The following is a 22,756-nucleotide window of genomic DNA, read 5'->3' as shown; positions in this document are numbered from 1 at the left end:
CTGCCCAAGACCGTTAGCGTCATTACAATACCACGATCCAAGGGTTTACCAGCGCGGCCATCCTATGACATTCACATACAAATTGAGAGTCTATTTTGAAGACACCGATGCCGCCGGGGTGGTCTATTACGGCAATTACCTCAAGTTCATGGAACGGGCCCGAAGCGAATGGTTTTTACAACGCAGCATCGGCATGAAAACCCTGATGGAGCACCATCACAAGGTGTTCGTGGTCAGTCGCACCGAAATCGACTACCGCCGGTCTGCTAAACTGGAAGACCTGTTGGAGGTTTCCGTTGAGCTGATTGAACTCAAACGGGTTTCAGCGGTCTTCAAACAGGTGATTCGCTGTGGTGATGTGCTGGTGTGTGAAGGGCAAACCCGGGTGGGGTGTGTCGACACCCAAACCCTGCGCCCGTCCCCCATACCCGCCGAGGTGTTTAAAGAACTTCGGCACCTGCTGCCCACAGCCCAATAAAACATTGTCCATTTTCGACCTTTTTCTTTTCAGGCCTCTTCACCATGCAAGTCTCCACCGACATGTCCTTCATCACGCTCATCACCGAAGCCAGCTTCGTGGTGCAAGTCGTCATGCTGATTCTCGTGTCTATTTCACTGGTGTCCTGGGCCACCATTTTTAAAAAATACGCGGTACTGAAAAAGGCCAAGCAACAATCCGACAAGTTTGAAGAAGAATTCTGGTCGGGCGGCGACCTCAACACCCTCTTCCAGCGCGCCAGCAGCCGACGCATGGAAGCAGGCCCACTGGAGCGCATTTTTGAAGCCGGCATGAGCGAATTCCTGCGAGCCCGGGACAAAAAGGGCTTGACAGACTATGCCCTCATCATCGACGGCGCACGCCGTGCCATGAAAGCGGCTTTTCAGCGCGAAAACGATTTGCTTGAACGCAATCTGCCCTTCCTGGCATCGGCGGGCTCCGTGAGTCCTTACATCGGCTTGTTTGGCACGGTGTGGGGCATCATGCACTCGTTCCGCGGCCTGGCCAACGTGCAACAAGCGACCCTGGCCGCCGTGGCCCCCGGCATTGCCGAGGCCTTGGTGGCCACCGCCATCGGTCTGTTTGCAGCCATTCCTGCGGTGGTGGCCTACAACCGCTATGCCAATGACATCGACCGCCTGTCCACCCAGTTTGAAAGCTTTGTTGAAGAGTTTTTGAACATCCTGCAGCGCCAGCACTGATTCTGGAGTCCCTGACATGAAAGAACTGGGTCGACGCAGCCGCCGTGGCATCAACGAAATCAATGTGGTGCCCTACATTGACGTCATGCTGGTGTTGCTCATCATCTTCATGGTGACGGCGCCCATGGTCACCCCCTCGGTGATCGACCTGCCGTCCATGACCAACACCAATGTGCCCAAGCAGATACGCCCCATTGAGGTGACGGTGCGCCAAGTCGGCAAGCTGGTGGTGAAAGACCTCAAAACCAATGAAAGCCGGGAAGTGACACTGGACGGTTTGGCCGATGAAGTAAAACGCTTGCAGGGCACCGAACCCGATCGCCCTGTGGTCATTTCCGCTGAAAAATCCATTCAATACCAAGCCGTGGTGGATGCCATGGACGCATTGCAGCGGGCAGCCATTCCGAAAGTTGGGCTGCTGGTCAAACCCAAGGGATAAGCCGCCGTGAACCTTGCACGTCAACGCGGAGAAATGCGACTGAGCCAGGCCCAACAGGCCCTGCTCGAGAAGATGTCACGCGAAAGCGGTTTGGACAAACGACTGGAACCCCCGGTGGACCACACTGGCGAGAAGGCAGGATTGAGCCTGTCACTGGCGGCGCACCTGTTGCTGGTTGCTTTCTTTGTGATTGGCCTGGCTTGGCGGACCGAACAACCCGCACCCTTTGAAGCCGTGCTTTTTTCCGACCTGCAAGGCCCAGCGCAAGCGGTGCAGCCAGAGGTTCAGCCCGAACCCCAAGTGGAACAACCCAAGCCAGAGCCCGTGCCCGAACCACCCAAGGCTGTTGAACCACCGCCGGTGAAGCCGCCAAAGGCGGACATTGAACTGTCCAAGCCTGACAAGAAAAAACCTGAGCCCAAGCCTGAACCCAAACCCGAGCCAAAGAAGCCCGAACCCAAGCCTGAGCCCAAGAAACCCGAACCCAAACCGGAGCCGAAGCCCGAGCCCAAAAAGCCCGAACCCAAGCCCCAAGTCAACAGTGAACTGCTGAAAAAACTGCGCGAGGAAGAGATTGCCCGCGCCACCGGCGGACTGCCCAACACCGGCAGCAGCAGCGCAGGCAGCAGCCGCAACAAGGCCGGCTACAGTGACCGAATTCGGCAATATGTGCGCAGTAAAATCGTGTTTCCGGGGGCCAGCAGTGTCGATGGCAACCCGCAAGCCGTGTTCGAAGTTCGCCAGTTGCCCACCGGCGAGATTGTGTCGATTACCCAAAAACAAAGCAGTGGAATTCCCGCGTGGGACAGCGCGGTGGAGCGAGCCTTGCAACGCGCCAGTCCACTTCCCAGGGCTGAGGATGGCTCCGTTGAACCCGTGCTCGTACTCTCATTCCGTCCAAAAGACGTTCAATAAAGTTTAAAACGATGACTGATCTCAACCCGACCATCATGCAATACACCACACACAGCCTTCGCTCGGTCCGACACGGCTCTCGCTGGATGCAACGCCTCGGCGGCTTACTGTTTGCCACCGTGGCTTTCGTATTGCCCGTTGCCGCGCAAGCCCAGCTGAAAATTGACATCACCGGTGTCGGTGCCAATCAAATCAATTACTCGGCAGCCCCGTTCCAGGGCAACCAGGGTTTGCCGGAAGACATCAAGGCCATCATTGACAGTGATTTGACCCGCAGCGGCTTTTTCAAGGCCATCAACACCACCAGCAACATTGACCTCAACGAATCCACGCTGATTGACCCCAGCGCCTGGAAGTCCGTCGGTGTGGATGCGTTGGTGGTGGGGTCTGTACGCAAAACCGCCGATGGCCGTGTAGACATTCGATTCAACCTGCACGACACCGCACAGCAAAAATCGCTGGGCAAATTCAGCTATGTGGTGGCCCCGTCAGCCATGCGCTTGACTGCCCACAAAATCGCCGACTTTGTGTACGAAAAACTGCTGGGCGAAAAAGGTGTGTTTGCCACACGCATCGCCTATGTTGAAAAATCACCCGGCCGCTACCGACTGATCATTGCGGACTCCGATGGTGCAAACCCCCAAGTGGCGCTGGCTTCCAAGGAGCCCATCATCTCCCCGTCTTGGTCGCCGGATGGCCGTCAACTCGCCTATGTGTCCTTTGAAACCCGCAAACCCGTGGTGTTTGTGCACGAGCTGGCCACCGGCAAACGCCGGGCTGTGGCCAATTTCAAAGGCAGCAACAGCGCACCAGCCTGGTCGGCCGATGGCCGCAAACTGGCGGTGGTGTTGACCAAAGATGGTGGGTCACAAATTTTCTCGATGAACGCATCCGATGGCTCGGGCATGGACAGACTGACCAACACCGGAGGCATCAACACAGAACCGAATTACAGTCAGGATGGTCAGAGCATCTATTTCACGTCTGACCGCAGCGGAGGCCCTCAAATTTACCGAATGAGCACCAGTGGTGCCAATGCAACACGGGTCACGTTCGAAGGCGCATACAATATCTCGCCAAGAGTCAGCCCAGACGGTAAAATGTTAACTTATGTTACTCGCCGGGATGGCTTGTTTAAGATTGCTGTGTTGGACCTGGCTGGCGGACAGGACATGGTCCTGACCTCCACCGGACGCGAAGAAAGCCCAAGTTTCTCGCCCAACGGTCGGTTCATTCTGTATGCCACCCGCGCTGGTGGCAAGGGTGCGCTGGCCATGGTGTCCAAGGATGGACGTGTCAAAAACACGCTGAGCAGCACTGGAGGCGACATTGCGGAACCCACCTGGGGACCGTACTCCAACGACTAAACCCGTTGGGAAACCCGATTTTTGAACACACTGTTATCACTTTTGGATTTTGGAGAAGCACATGAAACACACATTCGCAAAATATGCAGCCCTGTCTGCTCTGGTGGCCATTTTGGCAGCCTGTAGCTCGGCCGTTCCCCTGAACGACAAACCTGTTGAAAGCAAAACCGGCAAAGCCCCTGGCACCACTCAAAGTGACAGCCGTGCTGTTCCCACCGTTACACCGGGTGACATGGACCCACTGAACGACCCACAAGGCGTGCTGGCCAAGCGCAGCGTGTACTTCGACTTTGACAGCTATGACGTGAAGGGCGAATACCGTACCGTGGTTCAAAACCACGCCAAGTATTTGGCTGCGAATGCCAACCGCAAAGTGGTGATTCAGGGCAACACCGACGACCGTGGAGGTGCCGAGTACAACCTGGCGCTGGGCCAGCGCCGTGCCGACGCCGTCAAAACACTGATGCTGTCGCTGGGCGTGAAAGAATCCCAGATTGAAACCGTGAGCTTTGGCAAGGAAAAGCCCAAGGCCACCGGCAGCAACGAAGCAGCTTGGGCCGAAAACCGCCGCGCTGACATCGCATACCAGTAATCCACGCAGTTAAGGACTCCTTATCCCATGCATTTGAAGCCCAAGTTTGTCACCCTGGCTGTCGCGTTCGGTTTAAGTGCGGCATCCATGAACGCCTTCGCGATTTTTGATGACAATGAGGCCCGCAGGGCCATCATCGAGTTGCGACAGCAAATTCAAACACTGGAGCAGAGAATCGGGCGGTTGGAGTCCACCACACAACAGGGCCAGCTCACGCTGGCCCAGCAGGTTTCGGACAAAGACCGGGAAATCGCGAAACTTCGCGGCGACCTGGAGGTTGCCAACAACAACATCCGAAAACTTCAGGAAGACAGCAAGGTGCTGTACGCCAGCCTGGAAAACAGGATCAAGCAACTCGAACCCAAAAAACTCGAGCTGGATGGTCAGGCTCTGGCTGTGCCGCAAGAGCAATACGCCGACTACCAAGCAGGCCTGGACCACTTCAAAGCGGGCAATTATCAGCAGGCCGTCAGTCAATTTCAGGGCTTCGTCAGCAAATACCCAAAAAGCAGTCTGGAACCCCAGGTACGGTATTTTCTGGGCAGCGCCCAGTTTGCACAAGGCGACTACAAGGGTGCCTTGGTCACGCAGCGTGACCTGGCCAAAGAATACCCGGACCACCCACGCGCGCCCGATGCCTTGCTCAGCATGGCCAGCGCCCAGCTTGAACTGAAGGCCATTCCCAACGCCAAAAAAACTTTGGCTGAAATCATCAGCAAATACCCGGGCAGTGCTGCGGCAGGCAGCGCCAAAACGCGGCTGGACGCGCTGAAATAAAGCCTTCGCCGCCCTGCCCTTTCGGGGCAGCCACCGGTACAATACGGACTCGTTTGTTTATGCTCAACGAGTCATGGAAGAAATCAACCTCGAACACCTGCGCCTAGTGGTGCTGTGGGCCACCTTTGGCGCCGGCCTGTGGTTTGGTGCGCTCTCGCACCGCAGTCACTTCTGCACCATGGGCGCCGTGGCCGACATCGTGAACTTCGGCAACTGGAGTCGCATGCGGGCCTGGACACTGGCCATTGGCGTGGCCACACTGGCATTGCAAGTCATGGCGCTCACCGGCCATGCACGCCCCGAAGACACGATTTACCTCAACCCACAGTGGTCTTGGTTGTCCGGGATTGTGGGTGGTCTGCTCTTTGGTGTAGGCATGGTACTCGCGTCGGGTTGTGGCAGCAAAACACTGATTCGGCTCGGCGGCGGCAACCTCAAGGCTTTGGTGGTTTTTCTGGTGCTGGGGTTGACAAGTTATATGGCGCTGAAAGGCGTTTTGGGCGTGGTCCGTGTGAATTGGCTTGACCCATTCAAGATTGATCTGGGTAGCGCAAGCAGCCTTCCCGGTTTGCTGGGCGGCCATGCCAACCCCGGTATGGCCACAGCCCTCTCGATTGCCTTGCCAGTGTTGTTGATTGCAGCCAGCCTGTTTGGCCGCTCCGCATGGAACAAGGAGACCCTGCTGGGTGGTTTGGGCGTGGGCATCGCAATTGCCGTTGTGTGGTGGATTGCGTTCAACTTGGCCTACCTACCAGAGCACCCTGACACACTGGAAGCCGCCTACCTCGGCTCCTATGCCAACCGACCTGAAGCATTCAGCTTTGTGGCGCCTTATGCCTATACCCTGGAATGGCTCATGTTTTACTCAGACGCCAGCCGCATTCTGACTGTGGGTGTGGTGGCTTGCGCCGGGGTTATTCTGGGCGCAGCCGCCAGCGCACTGCAGGAAGGCACATTCCGCTGGGAAGGCTTCCAGGGCGTGGAAGACACCGCCAACCATGTGGTGGGTGCTGCGCTGATGGGTTTTGGCGGCATTCTCGCCCTCGGTTGCACGGTTGGCCAGGGCTTAAGCGGTGTCAGCACCTTGTCGGTGGCATCATGGATCACCGTGCTGGCGATTGTGGCCGGTGCATGGGCCGCTTTGAAATACCAAATATGGCGGGTTGAACGGATGCTTTGATTTTTTCAAAAACATTCGTTATAATCGCGGTCTTTCGGCGAATTAGCTCAGTTGGTTAGAGCGACGGAATCATAATCCGCAGGTCCGGGGTTCGAGTCCCTGATTCGCCACCAAACATCCCAAAAAGCCCGATAGGTATTAACCCTGTCGGGCTTTTTTCTTGTCCGGTTTTATCAACGCCACCCCCCCCTGTTTGGAGGGGGGTCTGCCCTTGCCCCACCCCGTTCTGGTGATTACACTTGTTAACACTTCGTTACTGCGCAAAGTATTCAAAACACCCGCGAAGAACGAAGGTTTTTCAAAATAAAACATCAGAGGCAAACAAGGGAGGAAACGCCTGAACCCACTGGGTTACAGGTGAATCCCTTTGCGACAGCATCAACTTGCAAAGAGGAAAGAGACATGATGAAAGTCAAGCGTCTGCATGCGCTCATCGCGCTGACAGTATTGAACACGGGCTTTGCATTGCCCGCAAACGCAGGCTTGCTCGATGACCTGATCGGCAGCAAAAACCCCCTCAACACCGGCGCCAGCAGTACCAAAACCTGCACATCCACCAACTGCAAAGGCACGTTCACGAAGCCTTTTGCGGAGCCGTTTGTGTACCGCCGCAGCCCCACTGAAGACCGCAACCCCGACGCTGTGGGCACCCGCACCGACCAAAAGTGTTTGGTCGACCCTGTGACCGGAAAAAACCGCTGCAAGCCAGCAGCCGGCACCATCTCCCTGCTGCCCAATGGCGACTTTCTGTACTTCAATGCGCTGGAAGGCACCGAAGATTTTGAATTCAGTATTTTGGTGGACTTTGGCCAAAAAGCCATCAACGACCAAACCCGCGTCATGCGCATTCCTCGCGACACCAATGCAGCCACCAGCTGGGTGCGCCCCATTGAAGTAGACGCCGGCGCCAACCCCAACGGTTACAACATCACCGAACTCATCCCTGGCCTGTCCAACAAAGACACCAACAGTGCCGATGGCGCCCTGTTTTGCGCGGACGTGGCCATGCTGGCCGATGGCCGTATTTTGGCGGTGGGCGGTACGTCCTACTACAGCGAGCCTGGCAGCAATGCACTGGGCTATGGTTTGACCGAGCTGGAAGGCCTGCGCAACAGCCGCGCCTACAACCCCAACACCAATCGCTGGACCCAGATGGCCGACATGAATTTCGGCCGCTGGTATCCATCGCTGGTGACCTTGTCCGACAGCAAGATTTTTGTCGCCAGTGGCGTGACCAAACTGCTCAAGCCCATCTACCCACAAGCGCCTGAACAAAGCGGCCGAAATGTGGTGCACACCGAAACCTTCGACCCCAATGCCAATGGCGGCAAAGGCGTCTGGAAGGTCAATGGTGAAGCGGCACAACGCACCCTGCCCTTGTTCCCGCGTTTGCACCTGCTGCCCAACGGCCACGTGCTGTACAACGCTGGCGGCCAGGCCTTCAACCCGTTTGGTCAAAGTATTGACCAACCGCTGTGGAACATCGCAGCCACCTACAACCCGGGCAAAGACCAGTGGTCTGACTTGGCCTACGCCGGTTTCCCATTGCGCTTTAGCCAGGCAGGTCTGGAATCGTTCACCCAAATCCTGAACGTGCCCACAGCCCGCAATGCAGCCATGACAGCCCTCACCAATACCCTGATGAGCGCACCCGTGAAAAGCCCGCAAGCCCTGATGAGCCTGCTCGGCACCTTGGGCACTGGCAACCCCGAGCAAATGCTGCAAAAAGCAGTGGGTGGCGGCATGCGCGGCTCCACATTCTCCGTCATGCTGCCACTGAAGCCCAACGCCCAAGGCAAGTACACCGATGCCAGCTTCCTGACGGCCGGTGGCGTATTGCCGCTGGTTGGATTGACCTCACCCGGTGGATATGTCGCAGTGGCTTCTTCCCGCATCGACACGGTGAAAACTGAGCTGGCCCCCAACGTGAAAGACGCCAAAATCGTGGGCTATGAAAGTGAAGTCACCGGTGCGTTGAATCAAACACGTTGGTATGGCACGGGTGTGTTGCTGCCTGATGACTCGGTGACCGTGTTCAACGGTGGCGACCGGGACGGCGTGGCCGCACCGGGGGTTGAATTTGCCCGGCAAACCACCGAGCGCTTCGACCCACGCACCAAAAAGTGGGAGCAGATGGCCGTGTCCAACCACCCCCGCACCTACCACAACACCGCCTTGCTGATGCCGGATGGCCGTGTGCTGGTCGGTGGCCATGCCCCCATTTCCACGCTGTATCTGAAGAACATCAACCTGGCCCAATTTGGTTTCGCTCCCAATGATGGCCGCGATCCATCCTTCGAGATCTATTCACCGCCCTATGTGTTCCACCCCGACCGCCCCGAGCTGAAGGGCTTCAAGGACGCCGCTGCCATCGACCCTGCCACCGGCAAGCCGATGCTGCACCAGTACTTGAAGGGCCAAGAGGTGACGATCGAGCTGGGTGACAAAACCAACGCCAGCCAGATCGATTCCATCACCTTGGTACGCCACACGGTGATGACCCACCTGATTGACGGTGACCAGCGCACGGTGGTGATTCCAAAGTCGATGTTCACCAAGGCGAATGGCAAGCAGATCAGCTTCCGCATTCCCGACCAGGCCGCCGTGGTGCCACAAGGTGCCTACATGGTGTTTGCACGCAGCAAAGACTCTGCCGGTAACCTGTTGCCCTCCAAGAGCGTCAGTTTCATGCTCAAGCATGGGGCCTAAGCTTCGCAACAGCCTGCTGGCCGGGCTCATCGCCTGCGCCTGTGCCCAACCCGCCCCGGGTTGGGCGCATGCCGAGCACCACAACGAAGGTGGTGTTCCCACGCTCAAACAGACATCCACCCTGCCCAAAGGCGTCGATGTGTCGGTGGTTCAAACCACAGCCTATCAGTTTGCATTGGCCACCAACGGTCAACATGCAGTGGACATTCTGGATCAACGTGGCAAGCCATTTCTGCGGGTGCGCAATGGCCAGGTGCAGGCCGACGTCAACAACCCCAATTGGTACAGGGCTCAACAACCCGGTGGCGGTGCCATTCCTGCTGCAGTGAAGTCCGGCAAATTGCCTGAAAGCTGGGTAGCGGTGCAACAGGCCGATGGCATTGGCTGGTACGACGCCCGCCTCATGGACGAAACCCTCAAAGCCTTCACGGTCAAACTTCGGGTGGATGGACAAGTTCACACACTGCGTGTGGCACGTGAGGCTGAAAAGCCAGTGACGGGTTTTTGGCAACCCAAAATTCTGGCGGTTCGAAGCACAGACAACCCGGCACTGGTGGACCAGCTCTTGACCGTGATTCCCGGCCTAAGCGGGCAAACCGTGATGGTGTCGATACTGCCGGGCACAGAGGGCAGCTTCGAGGTGCTGGATGAGCACATGCAAGCCTTTGCCCGTTTGGGGACGGATGGGGCACTGCTTAACCGCCAGCACCCCTGGAGCAATTCGTTGGGTTTGTTTGCACGCGCAGAACAAACTGCAGACGGCTGGAGTGAGGTGTCCAACAGCAACACGCTGGCCTGGCAGGACCCGCGTCTCAAGGTTCAAAAACCCAATAAACCGGGTGTTCAATCCTGGAAAATTGGTTTGCGACACCAGCCCGATGGGGCCATTGTCTGGATCGACGGAGAGTCTTCCTGGCAACCAATCCGCTGAATTGTTCGGGCTCACTCTCGACGGGCTCACTCATTGAGCCTATTAGTGAGCCCGTTTTTTATTTCAGAACCGATTTCAACACACCCATGTCACCAATGCGGCATTCCGCTTCAAAGCCGTATTTACGTCCAAACGGACAGTCAAACACTGGCAAACCGTTGGGGATTTTGTAGTACTTGGTCACCGCCTCGCGCAGCACCACATCCCGAAATTTTTCATAATTGAAGCGGTGTCCATCCACCACGGTGAATGGAATGCCTTCAATGGTCTCGGTTTTCACCGAGGAAGACTCAAAGTAGGGCTGGTAGCTGGTTGGGTCAATCGGTTTGTCCTTGGCCACAATGCGAATGTCTTTCCCCGCCATTTGTCGCCAGTCCACAAACACATCATCGTTGCGGGCGTGGTACTTTCCGGGCCCAAACACCGGCACCACTTGTCCATAGTGGTAAGTCAACAGCGAGGCTGGCGAATACGCCACCGTGGTCAACACCGCCCCTTGGGGCATGTCGGCCGTCAGTCCTTTCAACACAGCATCTGTCTGCCGGTGAAACACCACATCATCCCGGAAACTGCTTTTCCAAATGTTGGGGCTGGCGTGCATGAGCAGTGCAAACAGCACCACATGGGGCACGGCCAACACCGCATTCCAGCGCACAAAACGCCCCATTTGATCGGCACTGGTGGACAAGCCGAGCAATACAAAAGCCGTTGGGACAAAACCCAGCACCCAATGCAAGCCGATGGTTTTTTCCAGCGAAATAAACAGGAACAAGGCCAGCGGTACCCACAGCACAGCCACCAAGGCTGAATGGCCCTTCCAGGCTGCCCGCCCTTTCACAACAGCCCACACGGCCCATGGCGACAACACATACAACATCATGCCGATGTAGGTCGCCACCGTTTGCCACCCCAGGTGCGCATCTTCATGCCGGTTCACCAGGTTGAACATGATGTTGTTCCAGCAATTGAAGGCGTTGTAGGCAATGTTGACAAAGGCAAACGGCAAACCACCCGCGGCCAGGCACAACAGCATGCGCCAGCTGCGCTGCACTAGCAGCAGGTGCAACACAAAGGCGATGCCCAGCAACACGGCAAAATACTTGGACAAAAAGGCCAGGCCAGTGAAAGCGCCCGCAAAAAAAACACCCCAGTGCGAGCCTTTGCGCACGGCCAGCACATAGGTGAACACCGCCAGCGCCATGAAGAAAATCAAAGGCGTGTCGGTGGTCACAAACACACCATACCAAGACACCGGCAAGCTGAGGTACACCGCTCCACCCAACCATGCTTTGGCCTCCTGCTCAGCGGGCAGCAAGCGTTTCAACAGCGCCACCACGCCAAAGGCAATCACCGTGGTCAGCAACACAGTTGCACTGCGAACGACCAGGGGCGTCCCCTCAAGATGGTCCAACACCCACAACCACCAGCCGATCATCGGTGGGTGGTCGTAATACCCCCAGTTTGGAAACTTGGCCCACAGGTAGAAAAAGGCTTCGTCACTGGTCATGGGGAACCAATGCGCCAACCACAACTTGAGCACAGCAGTCACCAGCACCACGATCCAGAATGTCTGTCGGGCTTGGGTAACAGAAGGGGAAGAACCAAGGGCGGTGTTGGACATAGGCATCAGGGCAATGGATGAGAAAATTACGCGGCCAGAGAAAACAGCACAACAGTCGCCAGCAGAAAGCCCCAACTGATGCGGTCGTTCAACGCGAAATGAACCGGGTCATCAATCATCTCTTTGCGAGAAGTGAGGATCCAGATCCGCATCAACCAATACAAAAACAGCGGGCACACGCCCCAGAGATATTGGGGGGAGGAATACAAACGGGATCCATTCTGGCTGTCGACATACAAGGCCAACACCAGCACCGCCACAAAACCACTGGAAATACCCATGGACACCAGATAGCTCAAATCGCTCATGCGGTAACCACGTCCGTGGGGCACATTGCCTTCAATTTGCAAAAACTCCAGTTCAGCACAGCGCTTCACCAAGGCCAGGCTTAAAAACAAAAAGAGCGAAATGGCCAGCAACCAACTGGACAGGGCAATGCCGGTTCCCACCCCACCCGCGATGACCCGCACGGTGTACAGCAAGGCCAGCAACAGTACATCCACAAAGGCGGTGCGCTTAAACACAAACGTGTACAGCAGGGTGACCACGGTGTATATCCACAGCACTGCAAAAAATTGGACATTGACCGCCAGCAGGGCCACCAAAAAACCGCTGACACCCAAAACCTTCATGAACACAAACGCCTGCGGGATGGACACTGCACCACTGGCCATGGGCCGGTTCCGCTTGCGGGGGTGCTGACGGTCGGAATCCAGGTCCATCAGGTCGTTCCAGATGTAAGTGGCTGAAGCCACCAAGCCAAATGCAACAAACCCCCACAGCATGGCCAACCACTGCTGGGGGTCACGGCTGTGGGCAGCAATCAGCGGCAAAAACAGCAAGCCATTCTTCGCCCACTGCTGTATGCGCATGGCCTTCAACCACACCCGCAGGGACGGGCGAGGCGTGTCAATGCGTTGCAATTCAACACCAGCTGCTTTGGCACGGGCCTGGACCACAGGCGACACATTCACACCAAACGCCAATGCGGCCTTTTGCCAAATCGGCAAATCAACAGCCGCATCACCAAAGTACACAAACGGTGCGCCAGCAGCATCCGATTCAATGGCGGCCAATTTGCGCACGCCTTTCAAGTTGCTGTCCTCGCTGGCAATCACGCGATCAAAAATGCCCAGACGGTCGGCCACCTTTTGCACATCGCGCTTCAGCGAGGCGCTGGCCAGTACCAATGTGTGACCCGATGTCTTGAATTGCTGCAATCGATCCATGACCTCGCTGCGAACCGGCAGCCGATCCAGCACAGGGTCTACCCGGCGAGCAACTTCCTGCTTGAAAATCCAGCCGCCTTTCAACGCCCACCAAACCATCAAAAACCCGTAAAGCAGGTTTCTCTTGAGGAGCAACAGGCAGGACTCCATCAAGACATCCGATGGACTCAGCGTACCGTCCAAGTCCACGTAGATCACAGGCTGGGTCATTGCCGTCCCGCGATTTTGTCAGACAGGGAATGGGTCGGCTCCTCTTCCCAGTGGGCAGCACCCAGAAAAACCATCACGATCTGTTTCACAAAGTTGTCAATCATCTCGCGCTCGACGGCGGGCTGGTCTGGCTTCATGTCCAGAAAGTCCACGGCAGAATTCATCATGAGCGTGACCACCACACTGCAAATCAGCTGCAAGGTGTTGGTGGCCAGCTTGGGGAAAATATTCAGTGCTCTAAGGTCCGACGCCATTTCGTGGGTGAAATGGGCAATTTCATTGCGAATGGCCGCACGCAATACCGGCGAGCCACCCGACCGCTCTGAGCTGACAAAGCGCCATTCAAGGTGGTGCTGTTTGAGATAACCCACAAAAACGCTGACCGAATGACGAATCATGTCCTCACCGGGCAGACTGGCCTGCCGTGCTTCGCGCAACAAACGGCGCAAGGTGATCCCACCTTCTTCCACCAAGGCCAAGCCCAATTCGTCGGTGGTTTTGAAGTGGCGATAGAACGCAGTGGGTACCACGCCCGCCTCGCGGGTTATTTCGCGAATACCCAGCGCTGTAAAACTGCTGCCGTTGCCCACCAGGTTTAGCGCGGCCTGAAGCAGGTTCTGCCGAGTTTGCTCTTTGCGACGCACGCGGGCTTGGGTTTCATCAAGGGGTTTGGGTGTGCTGCCTGTGCGTGATCTCATGCCGTGTTAAGCCACCCTCTGTTGGGGTCACCATGTCTGGAAGTGACTCCATTGTAATGAAATCCGCCCGGATCATTCCTGAAAATTCAGCAGGCAGGACAAGAATTCATGGCATCTGAGCCACAAAACCACCCTAGGGTAATTACGTATTTTCACCAAGTTTGGGTCATTTTGTTAAGCAAACGATTGACGCCTTCATCGACTACCGCTTTACTCACCCTAAAGAGGGTTGGAAAGCGGTGGATATCCCCCGATGATGGGTTCATCACATTTGTAGTGACGCCGTTTTAACTAACCCACTCGGGAGGAGAACACCCATGGCCAACAACCAGATTCTGGTAATAGAAGACCACCCCCTATTCGCAACGGGCATCAAAGACCTTGTTGAATTTGTGGCAACCAACGCCCAGATGTTGTGCGCCGGTTCGCTTGAGCATGCGAAAGAGCTGCTGCGCAACCACCAGCCATCGCTGGTGATCACCGACCTCAAATTGCCCGATGCGCAGGGGCAGCAGGTCATCAACGGCATTGCGGCCCTGGCTCCCGATTTGCCCATGGTCATCATGAGTGGTGACGAATCACTGCTCAACACCGTTCAACCCAACGAACGAGCACCCAGCTGGACATTGTCCAAGGCGGAGGGTTTCGAGCACACCTCTGCCCTGCTGTTGGAGGCGTTGACACGTGCGGGGGTACAGGTCCAGTGGCGGCCCAATGCCCTGAACAACCGCAGCGCGTCAGGCGATCACATCACCGGCCGAACAGGTCAGCCACACAGCATTCAACTGACGCACAAACAACAGCAAGTGATGCAGTACCTGGCTTCCGGATTGTCCAACAAAGAAATTGCTCGGAAACTGGACCTGTCCCCGGAAACGATCAAGACCCATCTCCGGGAAATCTTTACCCGAATGAATGTAAAAAACCGCACCCAAGCGGTCAGTTTGTATCGAAAAATCCCACGTTTGAACACCGTGTCAGCCTGACCATTGTCACAACAAGACCCGATTGACAGAATCGGGTCAACGCGCCGCAGTCTATGTCACTTGAATCATTGTTCGCAGCAGCACTCTGGGGAGTCACGGTGTATCCCTTTTTGGGCAACGTGCTGCCCAATCAAAGAAAAAATGCCATCGGCGCGGTGGGCGCAGTGCTACTGCTGGCCTTGCTGGTCAGTGGCATGACCCCGGTTGAAAACGACCTGGAAAACAACGCGTGGTTTGCACTGATCAGCGGGGCGTCGAGTTGCCTGTTCACCATGGCCTATGTGAACCGAACGGTTGGGCTGCAGTTAAATGACCAGCAAAGCCCACTCTGGCCCGCGCTGAGCTTCGTCAGTGTCAGCATTGGAAGCTTCATTGGTGGGTTTGAAAGCATCATCCTGGCCAGTGCAGTGCTTAGCCTGGTGCTGGTTGGGCTATTGATGGGCTATCGAGGAATTAATTGGGTGTCCAAAGCCAAGGCGCTCAGTTTTGCAGCACTGTATGTCATGGCATTTTTGTGCGTTCAACTGGAGGCCCAGGGTATTGTGGTGTCTGCCTTGTTGCCGGCATTCGCCCATGGGCTGACCTGGACGTTGGCGGTGTTGACAGTGTTTCACATGTTGATACAGGACCGCATCAAATTGAAAAAGGGAGAGATTCAGGCACCTCAGCACCGAATTGAAACCGCCGCGATGCAAATTGCCTACAAAAGCCGACGTGTCCTCAAGGATTTCAGACATGACCTTCGGCAACCGCTCAGCACACTGGGAATTTTGGCCAGTGTCGGCAAAGCGATTGCAAAAGACCCCGAGGTCAGCGCCCGGTATCAACACATACAAACCGCGCAAAAGGCACTCAAGCAGATGATGGAGGAGTTTTTCATCCAACTCGAAGATGCTTTTCAATACCCGAGCAACGATCAATTTGGGCTACTGAAACCTGTTCGGCTGCGCGATGTGATTGAACCTTTGGTGGAAGAATACCGACTGCTCGCTCAAGCCAAAGGGCTGGACCTGCGCTATTCGCCCAACGCACATGAAGGTTTGACCCATGTTGAATCACTGACGAAAATCCTGCGCAACGGTTTGGACAACGCCATCAAATACACCGAGCGCGGCGGTGTGGTCATTGGTGTGCGCGGTCGGGGTAAAAAAGTGTTGATTCAAATCATCGACACCGGACCGGGCGTCCACACAGACCCAACCCATCAATGCAACAAAGGCTGGGGACATGGATCGACCATTGTTCAGGAGTTGAGTGAACAGATTCAAGCACAAACAGACTGCAAAAACCGCGTGCTTGGAAACCGGATTCGAGGGTCGGTGTTTCAAGTGGCGCTGCCATCTGTCAATGATCGGCACCTGTTCTCGCTGCATGATGAAAGACGGTCGGACTCTGGCTTGGTGGCGCGGGTGTTGGCGCCCTCCAATGAGTCCCTGGAATGCGCACAAAGCCACATGCCTGCGCAACATTTCGACCAGATTGAATTTGAACGTCTGCGAGCCGGAAACCATCAAGATCAGTCCAACCTGAACGGACAACTGATGGTGTATGTGTTTTATGCAGGCACAGAGCATGAGTCCAGCGAGGCATTGCGTGCGGTCGAGGGCATCCGCAATCGCCGGCGTACCGCGCCGTGCTTGGTCACTGTTTGCCCGGCGAATTCCAACCAGCGCAAATCCGTTGTTTTTAAAGACAACACCATCCACATTGCTTACAAACCTGGAGAACCAGAACAGGGTTTCAAAATCCTGTCGGAGTTATTCCCTGTCCGTTCAAGAAAGGATTCGGTGTCTATCACGGAAGACGCCGAGAGCCTTTAACAGACAATCAATTCCAGGCCTGTACGCTGCCCAACAACGCGGGACGACTGGCGCCTGTCACCCCCACGCAATTGGCTTCAATACCACTGAGCAGTGCGCCAGCCATCCAGGCAAATGCACACGCTTCCACGGCTTGTGCAGGCAAACCGAGATCATCGAAGCACACCACTTCCAGGGGGGCCACGGCGGCCTTCAGCGTGCTCATGAACACCGCGTTGTGAACCCCACCACCGCAAACGACCAAGCGGCCAACCCCGTGAGAATAGCCGTCGGGCAAGCACTTCACGATGCACTGCACCGACAACTCCAGCAAAGTGCGCATCACGTCCTCATCACTGGGCTGCGTATTCATGCCTGCCAAACACTGATCCAGCCAATCCAGGGTGAATTCATCCCGACCGGTGCTTTTGGGCCAGGGGCGACTCAAAAATGGGTGGGACAGCAAACGGACCAACAGATCCGGATTGACCTGTCCGGCGGCTGCCATCAGACCATCCACATCCATGGGTTGCTGGCGGGTGCGCCACGCCCAGGCATCCATGAGGCAATTGGCAGGGCCACAATCGCCCCCATGGACCGGGGCATCGATCGAACCGAGGATGGTCAGGTTTGAAAACCCGCCCACATTGAGGACCGCGGTGCTGGCGGCCATTCCCCTGGACTGCAGCCAAGCCCTGTGAAATGCCGGCACCAAGGGGGCGCCTTGCCCCCCCAAGGCCACATCTTTTGAGCGAAAGTCGTGCACCACATGAATGCTCAACTGCGCTGCCACGCGTGCGGCGTCCATCAACTGGTAGGTGATGTTCAAGTCTGGCCTGTGGCGCAGCGTTTGACCATGCACGCCAAACGCACGAACATCAGACGCATCCAGCCCTGTGGTCGAAAGCAACGTTTTGGCCGCCTCAATGTAGGCATCGGCCAAACGCTGCCGGACCTTCAACAAGAAGAGAATCGGGTCATCGGTCAGGCTTCCGTTCCGTGGCGGCACGGCTTGCAAGGTGAGCAGGTCGGCTTGCAAACCAGCATCGAAAGGCTGGGAAACCATGCCCAAAAAACGAAGCTGCCCATCGGGCAGCCAGTGAATAGCGGCTATGTCGACACCATCTGTGCTGGTGCCAGACATGCCTCCGAATAAAATCATTGTGCGTTGGCGACGCGCACCTGGGCAGCCAGGGCCATGCGGCGGTCCAATCCCAATTGCGCACGCTTGAACTCGGCCAAAGACGCCTTGTCCAGCGGAATGGCTTGCGCCACTTTGACGGAAAGCGGGTCGCGCGCCACAGCGTTCACGCGGAACTCGTAGTGCAGGTGTGGACCTGTGGCCCAACCGGTTGAACCCACGTAACCGATGATTTGTCCCTGCTCAACCGACTGACCTTTTCGCAACCCGCGCGCGAAACCACTGAGGTGCGCATATGCTGTGGAGATACCGCCAGGGTGCTGGATTTCGATGAAATTGCCGTACCCGTTTTGCTGGCCGACGTATTTCACCGTGCCATTGGCAGTGGCCATGACTGGTGTGCCCGTTGCAGCGGCGTAGTCCACACCTTTGTGCGCCCGCCAGGTTTGCAGAATGGGGTGGAACCGCGCGTTGGTAAACCCGGACGAAATACGAGAAAACGCCAGCGGTGCACGCAGGAATGACTTCTTCAAACTGCGGCCTTCGTCGTTGTAATAGCCTGCCTGCTGACCTTTTGGCGCAAACCAGTAGGCTTTGTGCACTTTGCCACCGTTCACGAATTCAACCGACAGCACTCGACCAGCGCGTGCAGAGCGGCCATCCACCAGCATGTCTTCGTAGACCACACGGAATTCATCACCCCGCTGAAGTTCGCGGTGAAAATCGATCTCTGAGCCAAAAATTTCAGTGAACTGAATGGCCACCGAATCGGGCAGGCCAGCTTTGTCGGCGGCAGCAAACAGACTGGACTCAATCCGGCCTGACTTGAACACCACCTGCTTTTCAAAATTGACGGATTCCAGCTTGGCTGAAAACTGACCGTTTGTTTTTTGCACCAGGATGGATTCCTGGCTGTCTTCGTCCACGCCGCTTTTGTAACGCAGCCACACCAAGTCGCCAGCAGCGTTTTGCTGAACACTCAGCACCCGGCCTGCACGCAAATTGGCCAGCTTTTTGGCAACAGGGTCACCCTTGATGAAAGCAGCCAGACCGGCGGTGTTCACATTGAGGCGCTCCAGCATTTCCACCAGGGTTTCGCCGCGACGAATTTTTTCCTCAGCCACCAGGGGGTCGACCGCGTACACACCCACCTGCGACAGATTCAGGTCGATGGCCTGAACCACGGCGGTGGGGTCACCTGCTTGAAAAGAAGCGGCAGAATTTTCACCAGAGCTGGCAATTGCAACAACTGCGCCCAAAACCGGCAGGGAAAAAAACCCTACAATGACCCACTTTCGGTGGGCTGGTGAGGCAGGCAATGCGGAGTCCGCAAACTGCAAACCACTGTGCACCAGGTGCTTTGCGGAGGTAAACCCTCTGACTGCAGCGGCGATTGCTCGCTCTAGGAATGTCTGAAGCATCATGTTCTTGTATTGTAGGTTTTGAATTTGTTGTAATTCTTGGACACCTGCCGGGACCCAAAACGGGCACCCAAAAAGGGCTTTTTCCATAAAAACAACACTGACCGAACCGGAGTGTAACAAAGGATTGCCAAATGAACCAGTCACCTGTTAGCGGTGAGTCAAATAATTTACAAGCGGAAACGAAATTATCCGACTCGGTTGCTCACGCCCTTGAAGTCACCAAACGAGGCTGCGAAGAACTGCTGATCGAAGCCGAATGGATTCAAAAACTCCAAAAGAGTGAGCAGACTGGCATTCCCCTGCGCATCAAGCTCGGGCTGGACCCCACAGCGCCCGATATTCACTTGGGCCACACCGTGGTGCTCAACAAGCTTCGGCAGTTGCAAGACTTGGGCCACCAAGTGATTTTCCTGATTGGGGATTTCACCTCCATGATTGGCGACCCCTCTGGCCGCAACAGCACACGCCCCCCCCTGTCCAAGGAACAGATTCAGGAAAACGCCAAGACCTACCACGAACAGGCCGTGAAGATCCTGGACGCGGAAAGGACCGAAATCCGTTTCAACAGCGAATGGTGCATGCCCCTGGGCGCGGACGGCATGATTCGCCTGGCCTCCAGCTACACCGTGGCCCGAATGCTGGAGCGGGAAGATTTCACCAAAAGGTACCAATCGGGTGTCCCCATTGCGGTGCATGAATTTTTATACCCCTTGATGCAGGGGTATGACTCGGTCGCTCTGAAAAGTGACCTCGAAATTGGCGGAACCGACCAGAAATTCAATTTGCTGGTGGGCCGTGAATTGCAAAAGCAACACAGCATGGCCCAGCAGTGCATTTTGACCATGCCGCTGCTGGTGGGGCTGGACGGCACGGACAAAATGTCCAAGTCCAAAAACAATTACATCGGCGTGACCGAATCGCCCACCGAGATGTTCGGCAAGGTGATGTCCATTTCGGACGAGCTGATGTGGAACTGGTACACCTTGCTGAGCTTCAAATCGCTGGCCGAGATTGCCGCCCTGAAAGAAGCATGCGCCCAAGGTGCCAACCCTCGAAACGCCAAGGTGGCACTGGCCCAAGAAATTGTGACGCGCTTCCACAATGCCCAAGCGGCTGTGGATGCTTTGACCGAATTTGAAGCCCGTTTCAAGCAAGGCGTGCTGCCCGAGGACATGCCTGAGGTGAACCTCAGCCTGCCCACAGGCGAGGATACCGCAGGACTGGCCTGGGTGCTCAAGGCCGCAGAATTGGCGCCCTCCTCATCGGAGGCCAACCGCAACATTGAACAGGGTGGCGTCAAGATCGATGGCGAAAAGGTGAGCAACAAAGCCACTCGGCTTTCTGCAGGCAGTTATGTGATTCAGGTGGGCAAGCGCAAATTTGCCCGCGTCCACTTGGCATGAAAGCCCTGCTGGCGGCATGGCCCAAACCCGTTGACGCAACCCGCTTTGTGTTGGTGCGCCACGGCGAAACCGACTGGAATCAGGAAAAGCGGTTTCAGGGCCACACGGACATCCCGCTGAATGCCCGGGGCTTGCAACAAGCCCGTCAGGTGGCTGACTGCCTGAACAGCCTTGAAGCTGCCATGGGCGAGCCTCATGGCCTGTATCAACATGGTGTGTCCAGCGACCTGGACCGGGCGCTCACCACGGCTCGGCTGATCCACGGGGCGCGGCCAAGCCCCCTGCAGGTCACCACCGCCCTGCGGGAGCGGAATTACGGGCATTTGTCTGGCCTGACGGGCGACGAGATGCAGGCCAAAAGCCCGACCGAGTTTGCGGCACTCAAAGCCCGCGACCCGGAAGCAGCCATTGTGGGTGGCGAGTCGCTGATTCAATTCAGCCAACGGGTGGTGGACTGTGTGCAAGCCCTGCACCAGGCCCATGCGGGCAAAACAGTGCTGTTGGTGGCCCATGGCGGGGTGTTGGACTGCATTTACCGCCACTGCACGGCCGAACCCCTGCACAAGCCCAGGGCTTGGTTGCTGCCCAACTGCGGGATCCACATCGTTGACTTTTATGAGGTCGGCCGCCGGGATGTGATCCATTGGGCCTACACCGATCATCTCGAGGGGCCTGAAGGCAGCGTGGCGGCCGACGAAGTCGACGGCCGAGTGGCCTAAATGCCTGAAATCCATTAAAATAGCGGGCTGAATTCATTCGCGGACGTTGCAGCACATTGGGCGCCGCCGGTGCAAAACACACGCAGTTTTAAAATCCCGTTCTTGACGGAAATCTTTCCCACGGAAATCACCATGTTTGACCGCCAAAAGGGCATTGCCCAAACCGACCCCGAACTCTGGGCAGCCATCCAGCTGGAAGACACCCGCCAGCAGGACCACATCGAACTCATCGCCTCTGAAAACTACGCCAGCCCCGCCGTCATGGAAGCCCAGGGCTCCCAGCTGACCAACAAGTATGCGGAAGGCTACCCCGGCAAGCGTTACTACGGCGGTTGCGAGCATGTGGACGTGGTTGAACAACTGGCCATCGACCGTTTGAAGCAACTGTTTGGCGCCGAAGCCGCCAACGTGCAACCCAACTCGGGCTCGCAAGCCAACCAGGCTGTGTTTTTTGCCCTGCTGCAACCCGGCGACACCATCATGGGCCTCTCATTGGCCGAAGGCGGTCACCTCACGCACGGCATGCCGCTGAACATGTCCGGCAAATGGTTCAACGTGGTGTCCTACGGCCTGAACGAGAAAGAAGAAATCAATTACGAGCAAGTGGAGCAACTGGCCCGCGAGCACAAGCCGAAAATCATCATCGCCGGTGCATCCGCCTATGCCCTGCGCATCGACTTTGAACGTTTTGCAAAAATCGCCAAGGAAGTGGGCGCCTACTTCATGGTCGACATGGCCCACTACGCCGGCCTGATTGCCGCAGGCGTATACCCCAACCCTGTGCCCCATGCCGACGTGTGCACCTCCACCACGCACAAAAGCCTGCGTGGCCCACGCGGTGGCGTCATTCTCATGAAAGAGGCCATTGCCAAGCAAATCAACAGCGCCATTTTCCCCGGCATTCAGGGTGGCCCGCTGATGCACGTCATCGCAGGCAAGGCAGTGGCCTTCCACGAAGCGCTGCAGCCCGCATTCAAGGAATACCAGCAACAGGTGGTGGCCAACGCCAAGGCCCTGGCTGAAACCCTGGTGGAGCGCGGTTTGCGCATTGTGTCGGGCCGCACCGAAAGCCACGTGATGCTGGTGGACCTGCGTGCCAAGGGCATTACCGGCAAAGCAGCCGAGGCTGCGTTGGGCAAAGCGCACATCACCGTGAACAAAAACGCCATTCCGAACGACCCGGAAAAGCCATTCGTCACCAGCGGTATCCGTTTGGGAAGCCCGGCCATGACCACACGGGGCTTTAAAGAAGAGCAGGCCCGCCAGGTTGGGCATCTGATTGCCGATGTGCTGGAAAATCCGGAAGACGAGTCCACATTGGCCACCGTCCGCGCCAAAGTACAGGCGCTGACCAGCCAGTTCCCTGTGTACAGCAACTAAATGTGCATCAAAAAAACACCGAGACTGCCTGACCGC

At 56.6% G+C, this 22,756-nt stretch carries 20 protein-coding genes and 1 tRNA gene; 16 read left to right on the top strand and 5 right to left on the bottom strand.

Annotation, left to right across the window (positions count from 1 at the left end):
- The first annotated feature begins 64 nt into the window (after positions 1 to 64).
- From VGE55_RS05210 to VGE55_RS05160, 11 genes are all read left to right on the top strand, one after another.
- The gene (locus tag VGE55_RS05210; protein WP_331130643.1) at positions 65 to 478 is read left to right on the top strand and encodes a YbgC/FadM family acyl-CoA thioesterase; all 414 of its coding nucleotides are present in this window, start codon (positions 65 to 67) and stop codon (positions 476 to 478) included.
- A gap of 44 nt (positions 479 to 522) precedes the next feature.
- On the top strand, positions 523 to 1,200 hold the full coding sequence (tolQ, locus tag VGE55_RS05205; protein WP_331130642.1) for a protein TolQ: 678 nt from the start codon (positions 523 to 525) through the stop codon (positions 1,198 to 1,200).
- Between the two features lie 16 nt (positions 1,201 to 1,216).
- A complete protein-coding gene (gene tolR, locus VGE55_RS05200; RefSeq protein ID WP_331130641.1) occupies positions 1,217 to 1,639 on the top strand; it encodes a protein TolR in 423 nt (140 codons plus the stop codon).
- Between the two features lie 6 nt (positions 1,640 to 1,645).
- Positions 1,646 to 2,554: an energy transducer TonB gene (locus tag VGE55_RS05195; RefSeq protein ID WP_331130640.1), complete on the top strand. Its 909-nt coding sequence runs from the start codon at positions 1,646 to 1,648 to the stop codon at positions 2,552 to 2,554.
- 86 nt (positions 2,555 to 2,640) lie between these two features.
- Positions 2,641 to 3,921 (top strand): Tol-Pal system beta propeller repeat protein TolB, encoded by a 1,281-nt coding sequence (gene tolB, locus VGE55_RS05190; protein ID WP_414674969.1) that lies wholly within the window; start codon positions 2,641 to 2,643, stop codon positions 3,919 to 3,921.
- Between the two features lie 61 nt (positions 3,922 to 3,982).
- Positions 3,983 to 4,513, top strand: a complete 531-nt coding sequence (pal, locus tag VGE55_RS05185) for a peptidoglycan-associated lipoprotein Pal (RefSeq protein WP_331130638.1) — start codon at positions 3,983 to 3,985, stop codon at positions 4,511 to 4,513.
- 27 nt (positions 4,514 to 4,540) lie between these two features.
- Positions 4,541 to 5,290: a tol-pal system protein YbgF gene (gene ybgF, locus VGE55_RS05180; protein WP_331130637.1), complete on the top strand. Its 750-nt coding sequence runs from the start codon at positions 4,541 to 4,543 to the stop codon at positions 5,288 to 5,290.
- 73 nt (positions 5,291 to 5,363) lie between these two features.
- Positions 5,364 to 6,470: a YeeE/YedE family protein gene (locus VGE55_RS05175; protein ID WP_331130636.1), complete on the top strand. Its 1,107-nt coding sequence runs from the start codon at positions 5,364 to 5,366 to the stop codon at positions 6,468 to 6,470.
- Between the two features lie 36 nt (positions 6,471 to 6,506).
- A tRNA-Met gene (locus tag VGE55_RS05170) sits at positions 6,507 to 6,583 on the top strand.
- Between the two features lie 289 nt (positions 6,584 to 6,872).
- Positions 6,873 to 9,179: a galactose oxidase-like domain-containing protein gene (locus VGE55_RS05165; RefSeq protein ID WP_331130635.1), complete on the top strand. Its 2,307-nt coding sequence runs from the start codon at positions 6,873 to 6,875 to the stop codon at positions 9,177 to 9,179.
- Entirely contained in the window at positions 9,169 to 10,110 is a 942-nt protein-coding gene (locus tag VGE55_RS05160; RefSeq protein WP_331130634.1) for a hypothetical protein, read from the top strand. Before VGE55_RS05165 ends, VGE55_RS05160 begins: the two co-directional genes overlap by 11 nt.
- Positions 10,111 to 10,168: 58 nt before the next feature.
- Here the strand turns inward: VGE55_RS05160 and VGE55_RS05155 are convergent, their stop codons facing one another.
- The 3 genes from VGE55_RS05155 to fabR are packed head-to-tail and all read right to left on the bottom strand — an operon-like array spanning position 10,169 to position 13,868.
- Complete coding sequence (locus VGE55_RS05155; protein WP_331130633.1) at positions 10,169 to 11,731, bottom strand: ArnT family glycosyltransferase; 1,563 nt, start codon at positions 11,729 to 11,731, stop codon at positions 10,169 to 10,171.
- A 26-nt stretch (positions 11,732 to 11,757) separates the two neighbouring features.
- Positions 11,758 to 13,170 (bottom strand): UbiA family prenyltransferase, encoded by a 1,413-nt coding sequence (locus VGE55_RS05150; protein ID WP_331130632.1) that lies wholly within the window; start codon positions 13,168 to 13,170, stop codon positions 11,758 to 11,760.
- On the bottom strand, positions 13,167 to 13,868 hold the full coding sequence (gene fabR / locus VGE55_RS05145; protein WP_331130631.1) for an HTH-type transcriptional repressor FabR: 702 nt from the start codon (positions 13,866 to 13,868) through the stop codon (positions 13,167 to 13,169). Before fabR ends, VGE55_RS05150 begins: the two co-directional genes overlap by 4 nt.
- A 317-nt stretch (positions 13,869 to 14,185) precedes the next feature.
- Between fabR and VGE55_RS05140 the strand changes: the two genes are divergently transcribed.
- Positions 14,186 to 14,854, top strand: coding sequence for a response regulator transcription factor (locus VGE55_RS05140; RefSeq protein WP_331130630.1), 669 nt, complete (start codon positions 14,186 to 14,188; stop codon positions 14,852 to 14,854).
- Between the two features lie 53 nt (positions 14,855 to 14,907).
- The gene (locus VGE55_RS05135; RefSeq protein WP_331130629.1) at positions 14,908 to 16,674 is read left to right on the top strand and encodes a HAMP domain-containing sensor histidine kinase; all 1,767 of its coding nucleotides are present in this window, start codon (positions 14,908 to 14,910) and stop codon (positions 16,672 to 16,674) included.
- A gap of 7 nt (positions 16,675 to 16,681) precedes the next feature.
- Here the strand turns inward: VGE55_RS05135 and VGE55_RS05130 are convergent, their stop codons facing one another.
- Together VGE55_RS05130 and VGE55_RS05125 are read right to left on the bottom strand one after the other, a co-directional pair.
- Complete coding sequence (locus tag VGE55_RS05130) at positions 16,682 to 17,797, bottom strand: anhydro-N-acetylmuramic acid kinase (RefSeq protein ID WP_331130628.1); 1,116 nt, start codon at positions 17,795 to 17,797, stop codon at positions 16,682 to 16,684.
- Between the two features lie 14 nt (positions 17,798 to 17,811).
- Positions 17,812 to 19,218 carry a M23 family metallopeptidase gene (locus VGE55_RS05125; protein WP_331130627.1) on the bottom strand — a complete coding sequence of 469 codons (1,407 nt, stop codon included), beginning with the start codon at positions 19,216 to 19,218 and terminating at the stop codon, positions 17,812 to 17,814.
- A 131-nt stretch (positions 19,219 to 19,349) separates the two neighbouring features.
- Between VGE55_RS05125 and tyrS the strand changes: the two genes are divergently transcribed.
- The 3 genes from tyrS (at position 19,350) to glyA (ending at position 22,720) form a co-directional block, all read left to right on the top strand.
- The gene (gene tyrS, locus VGE55_RS05120; protein ID WP_331130626.1) at positions 19,350 to 20,621 is read left to right on the top strand and encodes a tyrosine--tRNA ligase; all 1,272 of its coding nucleotides are present in this window, start codon (positions 19,350 to 19,352) and stop codon (positions 20,619 to 20,621) included.
- On the top strand, positions 20,618 to 21,340 hold the full coding sequence (locus VGE55_RS05115) for a histidine phosphatase family protein (protein WP_331130625.1): 723 nt from the start codon (positions 20,618 to 20,620) through the stop codon (positions 21,338 to 21,340). The genes tyrS and VGE55_RS05115 overlap by 4 nt, the downstream gene beginning before the upstream one ends.
- A gap of 132 nt (positions 21,341 to 21,472) precedes the next feature.
- A complete protein-coding gene (glyA, locus tag VGE55_RS05110; RefSeq protein WP_331130624.1) occupies positions 21,473 to 22,720 on the top strand; it encodes a serine hydroxymethyltransferase in 1,248 nt (415 codons plus the stop codon).
- Positions 22,721 to 22,756: the final 36 nt, after the last annotated feature.

This window comes from Limnobacter sp., assembly GCF_036405155.1.
In the GTDB taxonomy this organism is placed as follows: domain Bacteria; phylum Pseudomonadota; class Gammaproteobacteria; order Burkholderiales; family Burkholderiaceae_B; genus Limnobacter.
The sequence above is the reverse complement of the archived record's forward strand: the minus strand, read 5'-3'. Positions and strand labels throughout refer to the sequence as shown.